Source organism: Microbispora sp. NPDC049633, assembly GCF_040675265.1.
Taxonomy (GTDB): Bacteria; Actinomycetota; Actinomycetes; order Streptosporangiales; family Streptosporangiaceae; genus Microbispora; species Microbispora maris.
Genome location: NZ_JBFAOO010000047.1, coordinates 1 through 17,469, shown reverse-complemented (window position 1 = coordinate 17,469; position 17,469 = coordinate 1). Strand labels below are relative to the sequence as shown.

Sequence of the window (17,469 nt, the reverse complement as noted above, 5' to 3'; positions counted from 1 at the left end):
TCGCGTTGCTTCCTTTCCGAACACCCTGGACCGCCCGGCCCGCCGATGGGCCGGGCATGCCGAACTCCGTGGATCTCACCGCCTGGTTTCCACCGGTGGTGAACCAGCGCACCGTTCCTTTGTGCACCGCCGCCGTGGCCGCCGGAATCGCCGGCTTCTACGCGCGCCGCAATGGAGAACGGGATTTCACCCCCTCCGTCCTGTTCAATTACCGCACCTCCCGCCTCATCATGGGAGACAGGAACAGGGCGGGATCCACGCTGCTCCGGAGCTTCGACGCGTGGAACAGATTCGGCATGCTCGAAGAGGAGGAATGGCCTTTCACGGAGGACCGCGCGAACACCGACCCGCCGCCCCGATGCTTCCGCCGGGCGGCGGCCCGGCGGGGGATAGAGTACGACTGCGTTTTCCGGGACGCCATGCCGGTGGAGTCGCGCCTGCGCCTGCTGAAGGAATTCCTCGTCGGCGGGGTTCCGGTGGCGGTCGACATTCCCCTGCACCCGGTTCAGATGTCCTCGTTCCGGACCCACGTCATGCCGTTGCCGCCCAAGGACGCGAAGAAATACGGACGGCATGTGGTGGTCATCGCCGGATATGACGACCGGCCGCGCGGAGAGGATGCGGCCGGCGCCTTTCTGATACGGAACAGTTGGGGATCCGGGTGGGCGGCGGACGGGTACGGGTGGCTGCCGTACTCCTACCTGAACGACCACTTGATCAGGGAGGCGTGGGTGGTGTCCGAGAAGAGATGGACGGAGTATCCCGTTGAGACCTGAGGGCGGATCCCTGACGGCGAGGCTGGCGTCGGCGGGGCGGTGGCTGATTCCCGCCGTACTCGCGATCGAGTTGCTGCTTCTGGTGACCGGGGTGATCGATTTCGGCACCGGCGTCCGGATCGTGCTGGTCGTCGAGTTGTCGCTACTCGGGCTCGTCCTGCTGCAGGCGAGATTGGCGTGGTCCATCTACCGCGACGCGCGGGCGGACGGGCGTGACGAGATCGGAGCCGCCGGTACGGCGCTCGACGCGGTGCTGCCCGCGCCGGCCGCCGCCGTCTTCAAGCAGGATCTGCTTCTGTGGCGTGCGCTGTACCTGGCGGTCCGCCGCAAGAAGGACCTCGGCGCGGATGAGGTGGCCGTTGCCTACGGCGCGGAAGTCCGCACGATCATGTGGCTGGTGATGGTGGTCGACGGCGTGCTGCTCGTGGTCGTCCACCTCGCTCTTCCCTGGCCGACGATGCGCACGGTCCTGCTCGTGCTGAGCGTCCTCGGACTGCTGTGGCTGGCCGGCTTCCTGGCGACCCTGCACGTCTATCCGCACGCCGTCGGACCGCGACGGCTCCGCCTGCGTTTCGCGTCGTTTTATGACATCTCCATACCGGCCTCCCTCATCGAGTCGGTCCGCATCGAGAGGAGCAGCAAGGGGATGCGCAGATCGGCCGAGGTGGTCGGCGAGACCCTGGTGATGGAGGTCTCCAGCTCCACGAACATCGTGATCGAGCTCGCCGGCCCGCACGTGGTGAAGCTGCGCAGGTCCGAGCACCCGATCAGGAGGGTGCGCTGTCATGCGGACGAACCCGCGAAGGCGATCGAGCTCATAAGTGGCTTCGCCGGCGGAGCGGACGGCTCGACGTCCTGAGTACGTGATCACGGACGGCCTGTTCCGCCGGTCGTGTGAGGCGTGTCAGTGGGTGCCCGGCGGGCAGGGCGTGAGGTGCCGGGAGATGTCGTGCAGCGTATGCCTCGTGTACCAGCAGGCGAGCTGCTCCGAGGTCAGCCGCTGCTTCTCCCGCACCCACCACCGCACGGTGGCGACGGACGCGTGTGCGGTTATCCCGGTTCTGAGGTCGGCCAGGGCTCCGTCGGTCATCTGCACGCCCGGCGGAAGAGACCTCCGGTAGACGTCGTGGATGAGGCCGTTCCAGTGCTCGTGGAGCCAGCTTTCGAACCAGGTGCTCCTCTTGTGCACGAGCAGCGCGCCATAGAGATTCCGGCGTGCGGCGATGTGGTCGAGTATCTGGGCGAACGCCGTGACGAACTGCTGGGGGGAGACCAGGCCGCTCGTGGCCGAAAGCAGCATTTCCCGGCCTTTGCGCGTTCCGTCCTCATAGCAGGATTCGACAAGGTGGAATTTGTCGCGATAGTGCCGGTAGAAGGTGGAGCGATGCACGTCGGCGATCTTCGTAATATCCGCGACCGTGATCGCGTCGAATCCTTTCGCGAGGCTGAGCTGCTCGACCGCCTCGTAAATGGCCATCAGCGAACGTGCCGTCCTGCGATCCGCGGAATGCGGGATGTGCATTCTCCGGCTGAATGCCGACATGCTCTGCGACCTCGCCTGGTTGAGGGTGCCTTCGCGTGTGTTGGGTGGGCGGAACCAGGAGCCAGGTAGCCGGCGGATGCACGGAAAGGAGAGTCATCGGTACGGCGGAAGAACGGAGCTCGCGATGCGTGGCACGAATTCCCTGCGTCGATGCGGCGGCGCCCTTCGCGTCCCCGTGCAGGGCTTCGACTCGCGTCCGCGCGCGGGCTCCCTGAATGGCCTCGCGCGTTCCCCCGATCCCCTCACTGCAAATGATTCGGTGATGCTTCATCTCGAAATCGCAGTAGCGACCGTCCACGGGATTTCCCCTATCTCCCGGTTCGAATCAAAACTCTGCCAGGTCTCGTCAGCATATGTCAACAATAAAAGGCTCTATAATTTCTCTAGATGACGGCTCCGCGTGAACGGAAACCGCATAACAACGCGAAGGGCCCGGCGGACACGCACGTCCGCCGGGCCCTCCGAAAGCCCCCGGAACCCTACTGAACGGTGATCTTGTCGACCTCGACCGTGATGCCCTTCACCTGGGGGGTGGAGGTGCCGGTCGTGACGCTGCCGGTGCCCGAGGACACGCCCTTGACCTTGAAGGAGTAGCTGAGCGTGCCGCCGGGGGCGCCCGGCGTGCTGGTGATCCGGTAGTCCTGCGTCGGCGGGCCGCTGATCTGACTGCCGGCCGTGCCTTCCGCGTTCTCGGCGCCGACGGTCAGGCCGTACTCCGCCCCCGGGTCACCCGGCAGGTTGGCGGGGTCGTAGGCGAACGAGATGTCCTCGGCGCCGCCCAGCCCGATCCACTGCTGGAAGACCTTGCGGCTGTTCGTGCCGTACAGGTTGACCTGCCACTCGACGACGATCCACCTGTTCACCCCGTCGGTCAGGGAGGCGACGTAGACGCCCGGCGTCCCGGTGCCGTTCAGGTCGGTCCAGTACGACGCGAGCACGCCGTTCGGCGGGGCCGTGTCGGGCAGCGTCTGCGGTGCGAACTGGATGTCCGCCGCGCCGTTCGTGCCACCCGCCACCGTGTAGCCGTTGGAGACGACGCCGATCCTGGTGAACGTACGTCCGGCGTAGGTGAACGCCGGGACGGTGAAGTTCAGCGCCTCCTCGTCGCCGATGGGGGTCGGGGCGATGCCGAAGGCCGACAGCGGCAGGTAGCCCACCGGGCTCTCGCCGGGTGCGATGGTCGGCTTGTCCGGCTGCCTGCCCGCGAGGGTGCTCTTGGCCGTCACGATCTGGCTGCCGATCTTGGTCGCGCCGGTGACGCCGCCCAGCCGCAGCTTGAGATCCAGTGTGCTGACCGCGGTGACCTCGGTGTCCTCCAGGGTGTTGTTCTGGACGGTGACCGTGCAGGTGGACTCGCCCGTGTTCCTGGCGATGGTGCTCGGCGCACAGGTCTGGTCGATCGGCACGACGCCCTCCTGCCGGTAGAAGGCCACCGGCAGGTGCTGCTCCCGGTTGCCGCCGACCTGCTTGAGGTTCACCTGGCCGAAGTACTGCCCGTCGGGCAGGTCCGGCGCCGTGATCACGATCGTGATCTTCTGGCTCTTGCCCGGCTTCACCGTGAACAGCGGCGGCAGCACGGTGATGTTCGCCCCGCTGACGGTGGTGCCCGACGCGGCGTAGACCAGCGACTTGCCGGTGGCGTTGACGAGCGTGCGCTTGGCGGTGATCACTCCCGGCATGACGGGCGCGTTGACCGACGGCAGGTTGAGGTCGATCCGGTTCAGCGGGTCGGCGGCCGAGGCGGCGTAGTTCGCCGCGGTCTCGTCGAGGGTAAGGCCCGCGTCGCCCGCCTTGCTCAGGTCGATGCGGCCGCCGCCGTAGTCGAACGGATCGGCCGGGGTGGTCCGGTCCTGCTTGGTGACCTTGGTCGTCGCGGTGGTCTCCAGGGCCGACTTGACCTGGCCGGGCGTCCAGTCGGGGTGCAGCGCGAACACGAGCGCGCCGGCGCCCGCCACGTGCGGTGACGACATCGAGGTGCCCGCGATCGCCTGGTACAGGTTGCCCGGAGGGCCTTCCAGCTCCGACTCCGGCGTCGGGGTGGTGCCCGCCAGGATGTGCAGGCCGGGCGCGGTGACGTCGGGCTTGAGGAAGTCGCCGCCCGGGCCGCGCGAGGAGAACGTCGTCATCGCGTCGCCCTGCCAGGTGGCCTTCTCCCCCTGGGTGAAGCTCGCCGTCCCACCCGGGTGCGAGTTCAGCCAGGCGAGCAGCACGTCGGTCTCCGGCTTGTCGATGTGGACCGTCGGCAGCCAGTGGTTGTCGGTCATGACGTCGAGCGGGGTGGAGTTGTACAGGATCATCCCCGCGGCGCCGCCCTTCTTGACCTGCGCTCCCTTGAGCACCCGGTTCGGGCCGCGCTCACAGGCGACGATCTTCCCGGTGAACAGCCCCGGGGGCGGGGTGCTGACGCACAGCGCGTCGCTGTACGGCGGAGCCGACGCGAGCACCACGGGCAGCGGCGAGGCGACGCCCGCCGTGATCGACGCCCCCTTGATCGACGGGCCTCCGGTCAGCGTGATCGTCGACTGGAAGGTGCGGCTCTGCGTCGAGGCCGCCACGGTGGTCACCCACGGGCCGCGGTGGTCCGTCGTCGCCGCGCCCGGTCCCGAGTTGCCGGCCGAGGCCGACACGAACACGCCCGCCGCGTACGCGTCGAGGAACGCGAGCTCGACCGGGTCGCTGTAGGGGTCGGCGCCGCCGCCGACCGAGAAGTTGATGACCCGCACGCCGTCGGCGATGGCCTGCGCGACCGCGGCCGCCGAATCGGACTGGTAGCAGCCCTCCGCGCCGCAGACCTTGTAGACCGCGACGTGCGCCGCGGGCGCGATGCCGTGGATCGCGCCGCGGTCGATGCCGAGCGGGTTGGCGTGGTCGACCGGCCCGCCCGCCGACGTGGAGGCGGTGTGCGTCCCGTGGCCGTTGGAGTCACGGGCGCTGTCCCCGTACATCTCCCCGCCCACGATGGCGTTGTACGTCTCCAGGAACGGCTGGCCGGAGATCAGCTTGTTGTTGCAGCGGAAGGGGTCGGCCGCCGGCGTCAGCGGGTTGTCGCCGAAGTCGCACGTCCGCGCGGTGCCGTCCGCTCTCGGCGGGGGAGCCGGAAGCGTTCCGGGGTCGGCGAACGACGGATGCTCCGGCCACGCGCCGGTGTCGAGGATGCCGACGATGACGCCCTTGCCCGACGACTTCGCGCCGCCGAGCCGGTTGTAGACGGCGGTCGCGCCGATGAACTCCGGGCTGGAGTCGGTGAGGGGCTGCTCCCGCTTGTCCTCCTGCACGGCGGCCACGCCGGGCAGCTTCAGCAGGTCGGCGGCCTTGTTGGCGGGAAGCGTCAGGGCGACGCCGCCGTAGACCGTGCGAAGCTTCTGCCCGACCCTGGCGCCGGGAATCTTGCTGCCGAGCTCGCCGAGGAAGGTGTTCTCGACGGTCTCGATGTGCTTGGTGTATTTCGCCGCGTCACCGCTCTTCGGGTTGAGCGCTCTGCCGGTGACCGACGGGCTGGTGCCGGGCAGACCGGGCAGGCCGCCCTTGTACGCCGCGAGTGAGTCGTAGTCGAGCTTGACGACGACGCTCGTCCGTTCCGCCGACTGCGAGGCGAGCAGCGCGGGGTCGCTCTTGGCGAGCCGGCCGCTGGGCGACTTGGCGCCCTGGACGCGCTCGGCGCCCGTCACGGCCGTGGCACTCCACGACCGCGACGGGGTGGGGCTCGGGTCGGCGGCCGCGGTGGCCGCCGGGATCATCGCCGTCACCAGGCCGAGGCCGGCGATGACCGCTGTGGTCCGTAAGTAGGCAGGTGGGGGCTTCCTCGACACGACACCTCCATGGAGACCTGTGAGGCCCCGCCGCTCAGGGCGTGGAGGAGCCGCGCCGCCCCCGGGCATGGGAGGGCACGGGCCCTCCCCGTTGGGCGACGGGCGAACGGCCACCCGAGACGGGCGGCCGAAGCTGACTCGGAGTTTAACTAGCGATCGTTTTCCCGGCTAGATCGTTCCATGAGATGATTTTTCACACGCGCTCATGACATTTCGGGCCGACGATTACCGCTATTTCGGATATTCGGGCGTGGCGACCCTGGAATGCCGATTACTAAAGTGCGCAATCGTGGGCGACCAGGCGGAATTACGCGCCGGAGACCGGGACAGGGACCGGACCGCGGACAGGCTGCGCGCCGCCGTCGGCGAGGGCCGCATCACCCTGGACGAACTGACCGATCGGCTCGACCGTCTGTACGCCGCGCGCACGTACGGCGAGCTGGAGGCCCTGGTCGCGGACCTGCCCGGGACGCGAGCGCCGGACGTGCGGTCGGAGCCGGCGGACGACCTGCTGCTGTTCACCCGCGGCACGCGTGCCGTCAGGAAGACCGGGCGCTGGAGCGTGCCGCCGCGCATCACGCTCGACTGCACCTGGCGGACGGCGGTGGTCGACTTCCGGTACGCGGACTGCCCGCACCGGGAGATCGACATGACGGTCCGCTGCGACTCGATGTTCGGCGACGTCATCATCCGCGTCCCGATCGGCTGGCGCGTCGTCGCCGACGAGGTGACCTCCGGCGGGTGGGTCCGGCACAAACGCGTGCACAACACCTCTCCCGTGCCGCCCGACCCCGACGGCGTCGTGCTGCGGCTGTCCGGGCACATCGGCGGCGACATCTGGGTGCGCTACCACCGGATCCCCTGACGGCCGGGCCCCGATAGGGTGCCCGGATGCCGCATTCGCCGCGTCGCCGGCTCGCCGCCCTGGCCGCCGCCGTGGTGGTCGTGGCCGCGGGCCTGGCGGTCCGGGCGCTGCTGCCGGGCGCGGTCGCCAAGTACGCGGGTGACCTCCTCTACACCCTCCTCGTGTACGCGCTGGTCGTCGTGGCCGCGCCGCGTGCCCGGCCGGTGATGGTGGCGGCCGTCGCGCTCTGCCTGAGCTGGCTGGTCGAGTTCGCCCAGCTCACCGGCGTGCCGGCCGAGCTGTCGGCGCACAGCGCGCTGGCCCGGCTCGCGCTCGGCACGACCTTCAACGCCCCCGACCTGTTCTGGTACGCCGTGGGCGCCGCCGCCGGATACGCCGTTCATTCGATGCGTACGAAATGAAGCGTTCGGCACGCGTCTGAATTACCGATTGGAACTTGTATCTGCTTATACAATCGCACCAAGGTAACCAAGAATTAACATCTGGCCGAGTTTGTAGGGCTTGCGATTCCGGCCGCGTCGTTCTACATATTGTTCAACTCCGGATGTCACTGACCGGTCAACCATCCTGTGAGACGGGGATGCGACATCGGCGCGTGCCGCGGTGCTCGCGGTACCGGGATCCGGGCGAGACGTGGCGAGGGCGACGGGGGGATCACCCATGGCGCGGGGGATGGCGGTGGTCGTCGCGCTGCTCCTGTCCGCTCTGCTGGGCAACGTCGTGCTGCCGAATCACGGGCCGGCCCTCGTCGCGGTGACGGAACGGACCCTGGAGCGCTCGGAGTCCCACACCCGCGACTGCGGGTACGACGCGCCGTATTCGCAAGGGCGGACGAGCGCCTCGGCCTCCCACGAGGGCCGCGTCCTGCGCGGCCTGAGCCAGCGGCAGCATTCCGCGCCCTCTCCCCGCCGGCAATCGGCCCAGGTCCCCACGGTCGTCACCGAGTCCGCCGAGCCGGATACGTCCGCCGGGGCCACGCACGCGCGTACCGCGAGAAGCCGGCACGCCCCCAGCGCGGGGCAGCCTCCGACTCCCGTCGTCACGCAGGTCTTCCGCTGCTGACAGACAGCGCGTTCCGCACGACCTGATCACACCGGTGCCCCCGCGGCCGCGAGGCGTTCCTTCCGCCTGCCCGCGACCGGGGTTCCCGCCTGCCCGCGACCCGGCGGGCACGGCCGCCGGGTCCGGAGCGCGCCTGACGTCACGTTTCTGCCGACCTGAAGAGCGACAGAAGAACACGAGGCCATTCATGCAGTCACTCATCGACCACGCCCGCCGCTTCCCGGCCATCGTCGGCGACCGGCGGGAGGAGCTTCCTCGCCGCAGGCCGGGCGCCGGCGGGTTCGAGCCCCTGTGAGCGCCGCGGGGAACGGCACCCGCCCTACCGAGCCCGTACACCCTCGTCGCGGAAGGACCACCTTGTCTTCCATCACCGCGCCGCTCCGGCGTGCGCTGCGTACCGACCTGACCGCCTCGACGGTGGTCTTTCTCGTCGCCCTGCCGCTGTGCGTGGGCGTGGCCGTCGCCTCCGGCGTGCCGGCCGAACTCGGCCTGGTCACAGGGATCGTCGGCGGCCTGGTCGTCGGCCTGCTGCCCGGCAGCAGCCTGCAGGTCTCCGGCCCCGCGGCCGGCCTGACCGTCCTGGTCGCCGAGACCGTCGACGCCTACGGGCTGCGCGTCCTCGGCGTCGTCGTCCTCGCCGCCGGGCTGCTGCAGCTCGCCCTCGGCGGACTGCGGCTCGGCCGCTGGTTCAGGGCCATCTCCGTCGCCGTGGTGGAGGGCATGCTCGCAGGGATCGGCCTGGTCATCATCGCCGGTCAGCTGTACGTCATGGCCGGGGTGAAGGCCCCGGCGAGCGGGCTTGCGAAGATCGCCCACCTGCCCGGTCTCGCCGCGGACCTGGTCGCCTCGGCCCCGGCCGCCACGGCGTTCACGGTGGGCGCCGGCACCATCGTGGTGACGGCGCTGTGGAGCCGGCTGCCCGCGCGGGTCCGCGTCGTGCCCGGCGCGCTGGCCGCGGTGGTGCTCGCCACCATCATCACCACGTCGCTCCACCTGCCGGTGGCGAAGATCGAGGTACGCGGCCTGCTCGACGTGATCCAGCCGCCCGGCCCGGCCGAGGTGGGACGGCTGACCGACCTCGGCGTCCTCGCCGCGATCATGGCGTTCGCTCTCATCGCCTCCGCCGAGACGTTGTTCTGCGCGGCGGCGGTGGACCGGATGCACGACGGGCCGCGCACCGACTACGACAGGGAACTCCTCGCGCAGGGCGTGGGCAACACCCTGTGCGGCCTGCTGGGCGCGCTGCCGATGACCGGCGTCATCATGCGCAGCGCGGCCAATGTGCAGGCGGGCGCGAAGACCAGGCTGTCCCGGGTGCTGCACGGGGTGTGGCTGCTGCTGTTCGCCGCGCTGCTGCCGGCCGTCCTCGGCCTCATCCCCGTCGCGGCGCTCGCCGGAGTGCTGATCCATGCCGGGTTCAAGCTCCTGCCGGTCGGAAAGCTGGTCCCACTTTGGCGGGCGCACCGGGGTGAGGCGGTGATCCTCGTCGTCACCGCGGTGGCGATCGTGACCCTCAACATGTTCGAGGGCGTCCTGATCGGCCTCGCCCTCGCCGTGGTCAAGGCCGCGTGGGAGACCTCGCACATCCAGGTCGAGGTCGACGACGCGGGCGACGGCCCGGTGCTGGTCAGACTCGCCGGGAACGCCACCTTCCTGCGGCTGCCGACGATGCTCGACACGCTGGAGGCCCTGCCGACGGACCGCCCGATCGAGCTGGACCTGATCGGGCTGCGCCACCTCGACCACGCCTGCCGTACGGCGCTGGCCACGTGGACGGAGCGGCACAACCGCGAGAGCGCCGAACGGGTCCGGCTCATCCAGGAGTCCGTCTGACACACCGTCAGGACCGGGACGGCCGCGGGGCCGTCCCGGTCGCCGGCTGCCGGTGTGTTCTCCCCTTCGCGATCCCCTGTTATCGTCACACTGACGATTAAGGAGGTCGTGGTGGCACTGACCGATCTGCTGGGGCCCCTCCTGGAGCCCGCCATCACCCTGGGCGGCGTGTCGACGAGCTGGGCGGAGCTGCTCGGCTTCGTGACGGGAGCGCTCACCGTCTGGCTGGTGGCCCGCCAGAACATCTGGAACTGGCCGATCGGCGTCGCGAACGTCGTCCTCCTGGGCCTGGTCTTCCTGGCCGTGGGCCTGTACGCCGACGCGGGCCTGCAGATCGTCTACGTGGTCCTCGGCCTGTACGGCTGGTGGCAGTGGCTCTACGGCGGGGCCGGGCGGACCACGCTCGCGGTCACCAGGACCGGCCGCGCCGAATGGGTGTGGCTCGCGCTCGCCGGCGCCGGAGTCACCGGGCTGCTCACCGCCGCGCTGGCCGCCTGGACCAACTCGGCCGTCCCGTTCTGGGACGCCCTGACGACCGCCCTGTCGCTCATGGCGACCTACGGCCAGTGCCGCAAGCGGGTGGAGTCGTGGTGGCTGTGGATCGCGGTCGACCTGATCTACATCCCCCTCTACGCGTACAAGGACCTCTATCTCACCAGCGTCCTCTACGTGCTGTTCCTCGCGCTGTGCGTGGCCGGGCTGGTCGCCTGGCGGCGCGACCTGGCCGCCGCCCGGCCCGTCCCCGCCCCTGGTGCGGCGGTGGCGCGGTGAGCGCCCGCTACGCGCACGGGCTGGTGATCGGCAAGTTCTATCCGCCGCACGCCGGCCACCACCACCTCGTCGACACGGCCGCCGAGCACTGCGCGCTGGTCACGGTGGTCGTGGCCGCCTCGAGCGTGGAGAGCATCCCGCTCGCCCTGCGTACGGCATGGCTGCGCGAGGCCCATCCGCAGCCGCACGTGGTGGTGGCGCCGGTCGTGGACGACGTCGAGGTCGACTACGACGACCCGGACGTCTGGGCCGCGCACGTCGAGGCGTTCCGGCACGCGCTGGCGCTCGCCCACGGCGGCGGCGCGCCCGACGTCGATGCCGTCTTCTCCTCCGAGGCGTACGGGCCGGAGCTGGCCCGCAGGTTCGGCGGCGCGCACGTGGCGGTCGATCCGGACCGGAACCGCCACCCGGTCAGCGGGACGATGGTCCGCGACGACCCGGTGGCCGCGTGGCCCTGGCTGAGCCCCGCCGTACGCGCCCACCTCGCCTGGCGGGTGGTCGTCGTCGGAGCCGAGTCCAGCGGCACCACCACCCTCGCCCGCGCCCTGGCCGCCCGCTACGCCGCACGCGGCGGTGTCTGGTCCGCGACCCGGTGGGTGCCCGAGTACGGCAGGACCTACTGCGAGGAGAAGCTCGCCCTGGCCCGCCGGGCGGCCAAGAGGGCGGGAGCGCCCGAGCCGTGGCTCGACGACCTGGAGTGGGAGCCGGAGGAGTTCACGCTGATCGCGCACCGGCAGCTCGGCTGGGAGGAGGCGGCGGCGCGGGTCGGGTCGCCCGTGCTGTTCTGCGACACCGACGCGCTCGCCACCGCCCTGTGGCACGAGCGCTATCTCGGCACGGTGAGCGCGGACGTCCTGCGCGTCCACGAGCGGGCCCGGCACGACCTGTGGATCCACACGTCCGTCGGCGGCGTGCCCTTCGAGCAGGACGGCTGGCGCGACGGCGAGCACGTCAGGCACGAGATGGACCGGCGGCTGCGCGCCGAGCTGTCCCGGCGCGGCCTCCCGCACATCGTCGTCTCCGGATCGCCGGGGGAGCGGCTCGCCGCCGCGGCACGGGCCGTGGACGATCTCGTCGCGGCCGGTCGCCACTTCGCGCCGCCGCTCTGAGCTCGGTTCATATGTGAACCGATATCGGCCGGGTGTCCATATGAATATTGGACTTGTTCCGAACCCTCTGGTTTGCTCCTGCGTCTGACAGATCACCGACGCACGAGAGCGAGGACATGCCATGGGACACCCGGTGACGGTGAAAGCCGCCGCGATGACGGTCTTCGTCCTGGTCGGGGCCGCCCCGGCGACCCCCGCCGCCGCCGCGCCCCGGACGGACGCCGCCGCCGCCCTGCGCGCGCTGGAGACGTCCTTCAAGGGCCGCATCGGCGCGTACGCGATCGACACGGCGACCGGGAAGACGATCGGCTACCGGGCGGGCGAGCGGTTCGCGCTGGCGTCCACCTTCAAGGCGGTGGCCGCCGCGGCGGTGCTGGACCGCACCACCGACCGCGAACTGACGCGGAAGGTCGTCCGCTGGACGGCCGACGAGGTGAAGCCGAACTCGCCGGAGACCGCCAAGCACGTGAAGGACGGCATGACCCTCGCCGAGCTGTGCCGGGCCGCGATCATCTACAGCGACAACACCGCCGGCAACATGCTGCTGAAGCGCATCGGCGGGCCGGAGGGGCTCACCCGCTACTTCCGCACGCTCAAGGACCCGGTCTCGCGGCTGGACCGGTGGGAGACCGAGCTCAACGAGTGGTCGCCCAAGGAGAGGCGGGACACGACCACGCCCGCGTCGATCGCCCGCGACCTGCGTGCGCTCACCGCGGGCGACGCGCTCGGCGCGAAGGACCGCTCCCGGTTGCTCGGGTGGCTGCGCGACAACACGACCGGGGACGCGCGCATCCGCGCCGGTCTGCCCAAGACGTGGATCGTCGGCGACAAGACCGGCACCGGCGGCACGTACGGCACCGCCAACGACATCGCCGTCGTCTGGCCGGCCAAGGGGGCCGCCCCGATCATCATGGCGATCTACACCAATCGCCTGGCGGCCGACGGATCCGGTGACGACAAGGTCGTCGCCAAGACGGCGACCGTGCTCGCGCGCGGCCTCGGCCGGCTGCCGTAACCACTCGTTACGGGGTCGATCGCGTTTTACGGCCCCATAACCTTGTCTATAGCCATATGGGGGAGGATCTAGTGAACGCCACGGGGAAGGTGCTGCGCCTTGCCGCCATGGGAGCGGCGGCGGGCGTGCTGGTCGCGGGCATCGCGCTGCCGGCGGTGGGAGGCGCGGGCGTCGGACTGGTGTCGGCGGTCGAGGACGTGGGCCTCGCGCCCCGGGACCTGGCCGAACCCCCGCTGGCGCAGGTTTCGGTCATCCAGGACGTGAAGGGCCGCGAGATCGCGCGCTTCTACGAGCAGTACCGCGAGGTCGTCCCGCTCGACAAGATGGCCGACATCATGAAGACCGCCATCATCTCGATCGAGGACTACCGGTTCTACGACCACGGCCCGATCGACATCGAGGGCACTGTCCGCGCCCTGGCGAAGAACCTGCAGTCGGGCGGGGTGGCCCAGGGCGGCTCCTCGATCACCCAGCAGTACGTCAAGCAGGTGCTGCTCAACGCCGCCGACACCGAGGAGGAGAAGAACAAGGCCCTGGAGGCCAGCTACGCCCGCAAGCTCAACGAGCTGCGCTACGCGATGGGCGTGGAGAAGAAGTACTCCAAGGACCAGATCTTGGAGAAGTACCTCAACATCGCCTACTTCGGCGCGGGCGCGTACGGCGTCGAGGCGGCGGCCAAGCGGTTCTTCGGCATCAGCGCGAGCGAGCTGACGCTGCCGCAGGCGGCGACGCTGGCCGGGGCCGTGCAGGACCCCAACGCCACCGACCCCAACCTCGGCAAGACCAGCCGCGACCGGCTGCTGAAACGGCGCAACGTCGTGCTCGACCGGATGGCCGAGCTCGGCAAGATCACCGAGGAGCAGGCGGCCGAGGCGAAGAAGGCCAGGCTCGGCTACAAGGGGACCCCGCTGCCCGGCGGCTGCGAGTCGAGCAAATACCCGTACTTCTGCGTCTACGTGCGCAACGAGATCCTCAACAACGCCGACTTCGGCAAGACGGCCAAGCAGCGCCTGGCGTTCCTCAACCGCGGCGGGCTGACCATCAGGACCACGATCGACCCCACCACGCAGGCCGCCGCCGACAGGGCGATCAGGAAGTGGGTCCACCCATCCGACAACCCCGTCGCCGCCGAGGCGCTGGTCCAGCCCGGCACCGGGGCGATCAAGGCGATGGCCGCGAGCCGCCCGTACGGCACGCGCAAGAGCAAGCACCAGATGTCCTACAACCTCGTGGCCGACGTCGCGCACGGCGGCGGTATCGGGTTCCAGGCCGGTTCGACGTTCAAGACGTTCACCCTGCTCACCGCGTTGAAGCAGGGCATGAAGATCAACGACGGCTTCAGCGCGGGCGCCGGCTACCGCGCCCCGAGCCTGTCGACGTTCACCACCTGCTCGGGCCAGGGCATCGGCGACATCAATCACACGGTCACCAACGACGAGGGCTCGCCCGGCTGGCTGACCCTGCAGACCGGCACCTGGCACTCGGTCAACACCTTCTTCATGGAGCTCGAGCGGCGGGTCGGGCTCTGCGACGTGGTCAAGACGGCCAAGTCGCTGGGCATCCGCCGCGCCGACGGCGAAAAGCTCCAGGAGTACGAGACGTTCACGCTCGGCATCAACGAGATGGACCCGGTCACCGTCGCCACCGCGTACGCCGCGATCGGCGCGCGCGGCAAGTACTGCGCGCCGATGGCGATCACCCGGATCACCGACAGCACCGGCAAGAGCACCGACTACAAGCCCAAGTGCCGGCAGGCCCTCGATCCCGAGGTGGCCGACGCGGCGGCGCACATCCTGTCAGGCGTGTTCACCAAGGGCACGATGTCGTCGGTGGGGGGCATCGGCCGCGACGCGGCGGGCAAGACCGGAACCAACGACAACTCCTCTTCCGCCTGGTTCGCCGGGTTCACCCCGGATTTGGCGGGCGCGGTCAGCGTCGGTGATCCGCGCGGCGCCCAGAAGTACAAGCTGAACGGAGTCACGATCGGCGGGCGCTACTACGGCTCGGTGTTCGGCGCCAGCATCCCCGGCCCGATCTGGAAGGACACGATGCTGCGGGCGCTGCGCGGCGTGCCCGCGACCGAGTTCACGCCGATCAACACCGAGCGGTTCGGCGGCTGCGGCGGCAGCTGCCGGGGCCTGGTCTCCGTGACGCCTCCGACAGGCGGCAACGGTCCGGCGGGAGGCGGCCACGGCCCGACGGGAGGCGGCGACACGCCGGTGCAGATCCTGCCCGACTGATCGAGGGCGTCGGCTAATCGAGGGCGTCGGCGGTGTCGAGGACGCGGAACAGCCGGGTCAGGTTGGTCCAGCGCAGAATGCGCAGCACCTGGCCGCCCGGCGCGATGAGCGCCAGGTCGCCGTCCCTCTCGCGCAGGTTGTGCACCAGGCGCACGAGCAGCCCCACGCCCGTGGTGTCGATGAACCGCACCTCGCTCAGGTCGATGGCCAGCCACGGGCCGCGGGCCTCGATCTGCGTGCGCAGCGGCTCGCGCAGGTGCCGCACCGCGTGGAGATCCAGCTCTCCGCGCAGCCCCAGCACCCACCAGCGGGTGGGGGAAGGGGGTTGTGCCGTCCACGTCTCCACGGTGGTTCCCTTCGCTCTCCTTGGCGCCGGGGACCACCGGGGAACGGGATGGTAGGTCCGGGGCGACCGACGAAGCGCTTCGACCGACACGCCGATGAACGTACGAGCTGAGCCGTACTCAGAGTAACAATCCCCCTCCGGCGCGTCGATCGAGTGGGGTAAAGCTTCTATGGCCAATAAAAAGATGGGTGGCTATTGTCCCGATCCATGGGGGTTAAGCGTCGGCTGCTGATCGGAGGGATCGTCGCGCTGGCCGCCGCCGGATCGGCGCCGCTCGACGAGGAACTGTCCCGGGCCGTCGCCGTCGCGTACGCCGCGCAGGGCTCCCTTCCGTACTCGTGGGGCGGGGGGCACGCGGCGCGGCCGGGACCGTCGAAGGGGACGTGCCGGGGCTACAGCGGCTCGATCAAGCCCTGCCCGGCGGGCCGGACGCGTGGTTTCGACTGCTCGGGATTCACCCGCTGGGTGTACGGCCTGGCCTTCGGCGACGACGTGCTCGGCCCCGGCAACACCGACGACCACCTCCGCAGGCTGCGCCGGGTCGGCGTGCCGCGACCCGGCGACCTGGTCTTCTACGGCAGGCCGGGCAGGACTCACCACGTCGGGGTGTACGTCGGCGGAGGAAAGATGATCAACGCGTTCGCGACCGGGACGCGGATCCGGATGGACGACGTGAGCGTTCTGGACGACCTGCTCGGTTATTACCACTATCCGGCCTGATCCCTATGCTTGCTCCGTCATGGTAAAAGTGCGGGTTTTGGGGCGGATTGCGGCGAAGGTCGACGGGCGCCCCGCGGACCTCGGGACCTCGCTCCAGCGCGCCGTGCTGGCCCGGCTGGTGGGCGCTCAGGGGCACGTGGTGTCGACCGACCGGTTCGTCGACGACCTGTGGCGAGGGCAGCCGCCGCCGCGTGCGCTGGCCGCGCTCCAGGTCTACGTGTCGAACCTGCGGCGGGCCCTGGAGCCGGACCGCGCCCCCCGCGCCGCCGCCCGCGTGCTGGTCAGCGCTCCCCCCGGATACCGCCTGGCGCTGGAGCCCGGCGACGTGGACGCCTGGCGCTTCCCCCGGCTGGTCGAGGCCGCCGCCGGCCAGCTCGCCGAGGGGCGGCCCGCGAACGCGCTCGAAATCGTGGACGAGGCCCTGGCGCTGTGGACCGGCCCGGCGTACGCGGAGTTCACCGAGGAGGAGTGGGCCCTCCCCGAGGTGGTCCACCTGGACGAGCTGCGGGCGGTCGCGGTGGAGTACCGCGCCGAGGCCGGGCTCGCGCTCGGCCGGCACGCCGAGGTCGTCCCGGAGCTGGAGCGTCACCTCACCGCGCATCCCCTGCGGGAGAACGCCGTACGGCTGCTCGCGCTCGCCTACTACCGGGCCGGGCGGCAGGGGGAGGCGCTCGCGGCCCTGCGCCGGACGCGCGCCCTGCTCGCCGAGCAACTCGGCGTCGACCCCGGGCCCGCCCTGCGCGCGCTGGAGTCGGACATCCTCGCGCAGGCCGAGTCGCTCGACGCGGCCCCGCTGGTCTTGGAGCCTGTGGTTCCGGAGCTCGTGATCCCGGCCCCCGCGCCCGTCCCGGATCCCGTCTCCCCCCGCATGGTCGGCCGTACGGCGGAGCTGTCCCGGCTGGCCGCCGCGGCCGAGCAAGGCGGGGCCGGGTTCCGCATCGTGTGGCTCGGCGGCGAGGCGGGCTCGGGCAAGAGCACCCTGGCCGACGCGCTCGTGCGGCGCCTGGCCGCGGACGGCTGGCAGACCGTGGTCGGCCGCTGTCCCGAGACGACCGGCGGCGTGCCGCCCGCCTGGGCGTGGAGCGAGGTGCTGCGGGAGCTGTCCGCGACCTGCCCGCCCGAGCCCGAGACCGCGGCCCGGCTGGCGCCGCTGCTGACCGACGACGCGGCGCCCGTGGGCCAGTTCTGGCTGGCGCGGGCGGCGGGCGACTATCTGGAGGGCGTGCCGGGACCGCTGCTGATCGTGCTGGAGGACGTGCACCGTGCCGACGAGGAGACCCTTCAGCTCCTGCGTCACCTGGCGGGCCGCCTGACCCGGACGCCGGTCCTCGTCCTGCTGACGCATCGGCCCGCCGAGGCGGGCGACGACCTCACGGCCAC

The 17,469-nt window shown here is 70.6% G+C and carries 15 protein-coding genes; 12 read left to right on the top strand and 3 right to left on the bottom strand.

The features are described from left to right. The first annotated feature begins 56 nt into the window (after positions 1-56). Both AB0J39_RS15075 and AB0J39_RS15070 read left to right on the top strand, forming a co-directional pair. Positions 57-776: a C1 family peptidase gene (locus tag AB0J39_RS15075; RefSeq protein WP_363464466.1), complete on the top strand. Its 720-nt coding sequence runs from the start codon at positions 57-59 to the stop codon at positions 774-776. Continuing rightward, a complete protein-coding gene (locus AB0J39_RS15070) occupies positions 766-1,635 on the top strand; it encodes a hypothetical protein (RefSeq protein ID WP_363464464.1) in 870 nt (289 codons plus the stop codon). The genes AB0J39_RS15075 and AB0J39_RS15070 overlap by 11 nt, the downstream gene beginning before the upstream one ends. Before the next feature lie 45 nt (positions 1,636-1,680). On the opposite strand, the gene AB0J39_RS15065 is transcribed toward AB0J39_RS15070, so the two are convergent. Together AB0J39_RS15065 and AB0J39_RS15060 are read right to left on the bottom strand one after the other, a co-directional pair. Beyond that, entirely contained in the window at positions 1,681-2,319 is a 639-nt protein-coding gene (locus AB0J39_RS15065) for a TetR/AcrR family transcriptional regulator (protein ID WP_363464462.1), read from the bottom strand. 479 nt (positions 2,320-2,798) lie between these two features. Next, the gene (locus AB0J39_RS15060; protein ID WP_363464460.1) at positions 2,799-6,128 is read right to left on the bottom strand and encodes a S8 family serine peptidase; all 3,330 of its coding nucleotides are present in this window, start codon (positions 6,126-6,128) and stop codon (positions 2,799-2,801) included. 289 nt (positions 6,129-6,417) lie between these two features. On the opposite strand from AB0J39_RS15060, the gene AB0J39_RS15055 reads away from it, so the two are divergent. The 8 genes from AB0J39_RS15055 to AB0J39_RS15020 all read left to right on the top strand — a co-directional run bounded on the left by AB0J39_RS15055 (position 6,418) and on the right by AB0J39_RS15020 (position 15,023). Then, the gene (locus tag AB0J39_RS15055; RefSeq protein ID WP_363464459.1) at positions 6,418-6,993 is read left to right on the top strand and encodes a DUF1707 domain-containing protein; all 576 of its coding nucleotides are present in this window, start codon (positions 6,418-6,420) and stop codon (positions 6,991-6,993) included. A gap of 26 nt (positions 6,994-7,019) precedes the next feature. Next, a complete protein-coding gene (locus AB0J39_RS15050) occupies positions 7,020-7,394 on the top strand; it encodes a DUF2809 domain-containing protein (protein WP_363464457.1) in 375 nt (124 codons plus the stop codon). 259 nt (positions 7,395-7,653) lie between these two features. Further along, on the top strand, positions 7,654-8,055 hold the full coding sequence (locus AB0J39_RS15045; protein ID WP_363464456.1) for a hypothetical protein: 402 nt from the start codon (positions 7,654-7,656) through the stop codon (positions 8,053-8,055). 357 nt (positions 8,056-8,412) lie between these two features. Further along, positions 8,413-9,888, top strand: coding sequence for a SulP family inorganic anion transporter (locus tag AB0J39_RS15040; protein ID WP_363464454.1), 1,476 nt, complete (start codon positions 8,413-8,415; stop codon positions 9,886-9,888). 111 nt (positions 9,889-9,999) lie between these two features. Further along, positions 10,000-10,659: a nicotinamide riboside transporter PnuC gene (pnuC, locus tag AB0J39_RS15035; protein ID WP_363464453.1), complete on the top strand. Its 660-nt coding sequence runs from the start codon at positions 10,000-10,002 to the stop codon at positions 10,657-10,659. After that, entirely contained in the window at positions 10,656-11,768 is a 1,113-nt protein-coding gene (locus AB0J39_RS15030; RefSeq protein WP_363464451.1) for an AAA family ATPase, read from the top strand. The genes pnuC and AB0J39_RS15030 overlap by 4 nt, the downstream gene beginning before the upstream one ends. Before the next feature lie 121 nt (positions 11,769-11,889). Continuing rightward, a complete protein-coding gene (gene bla / locus AB0J39_RS15025; RefSeq protein ID WP_363464449.1) occupies positions 11,890-12,783 on the top strand; it encodes a class A beta-lactamase in 894 nt (297 codons plus the stop codon). Positions 12,784-12,854: 71 nt separating this feature from the next. After that, positions 12,855-15,023 carry a transglycosylase domain-containing protein gene (locus AB0J39_RS15020; RefSeq protein ID WP_363464447.1) on the top strand — a complete coding sequence of 723 codons (2,169 nt, stop codon included), beginning with the start codon at positions 12,855-12,857 and terminating at the stop codon, positions 15,021-15,023. A 13-nt stretch (positions 15,024-15,036) separates the two neighbouring features. Here the strand turns inward: AB0J39_RS15020 and AB0J39_RS15015 are convergent, their stop codons facing one another. Then, positions 15,037-15,369: an STAS domain-containing protein gene (locus AB0J39_RS15015; RefSeq protein WP_363464445.1), complete on the bottom strand. Its 333-nt coding sequence runs from the start codon at positions 15,367-15,369 to the stop codon at positions 15,037-15,039. 207 nt (positions 15,370-15,576) lie between these two features. Here AB0J39_RS15015 and AB0J39_RS15010 point away from each other — a divergent pair, with 207 nt between their 5' ends. Together AB0J39_RS15010 and AB0J39_RS15005 are read left to right on the top strand one after the other, a co-directional pair. Beyond that, positions 15,577-16,089 (top strand): NlpC/P60 family protein, encoded by a 513-nt coding sequence (locus AB0J39_RS15010; RefSeq protein ID WP_363464443.1) that lies wholly within the window; start codon positions 15,577-15,579, stop codon positions 16,087-16,089. 28 nt (positions 16,090-16,117) lie between these two features. Continuing rightward, positions 16,118-17,469: BTAD domain-containing putative transcriptional regulator (locus AB0J39_RS15005; protein ID WP_363464442.1), on the top strand; the 1,352-nt coding region annotated here is incomplete at its 3' end.

Coding starts and splice junctions, on each gene's coding strand:
- AB0J39_RS15075 (WP_363464466.1), top strand. CDS start 57: ATGCCGAACTCCGTGGATCTCACCGCCTGGTTTCCACCGGTGGTGAAC.
- AB0J39_RS15065 (WP_363464462.1), bottom strand. CDS start 2,319: ATGTCGGCATTCAGCCGGAGAATGCACATCCCGCATTCCGCGGATCGC.
- AB0J39_RS15050 (WP_363464457.1), top strand. CDS start 7,020: ATGCCGCATTCGCCGCGTCGCCGGCTCGCCGCCCTGGCCGCCGCCGTG.
- AB0J39_RS15045 (WP_363464456.1), top strand. CDS start 7,654: ATGGCGCGGGGGATGGCGGTGGTCGTCGCGCTGCTCCTGTCCGCTCTG.
- bla (WP_363464449.1), top strand. CDS start 11,890: ATGGGACACCCGGTGACGGTGAAAGCCGCCGCGATGACGGTCTTCGTC.
- AB0J39_RS15010 (WP_363464443.1), top strand. CDS start 15,577: ATGGGGGTTAAGCGTCGGCTGCTGATCGGAGGGATCGTCGCGCTGGCC.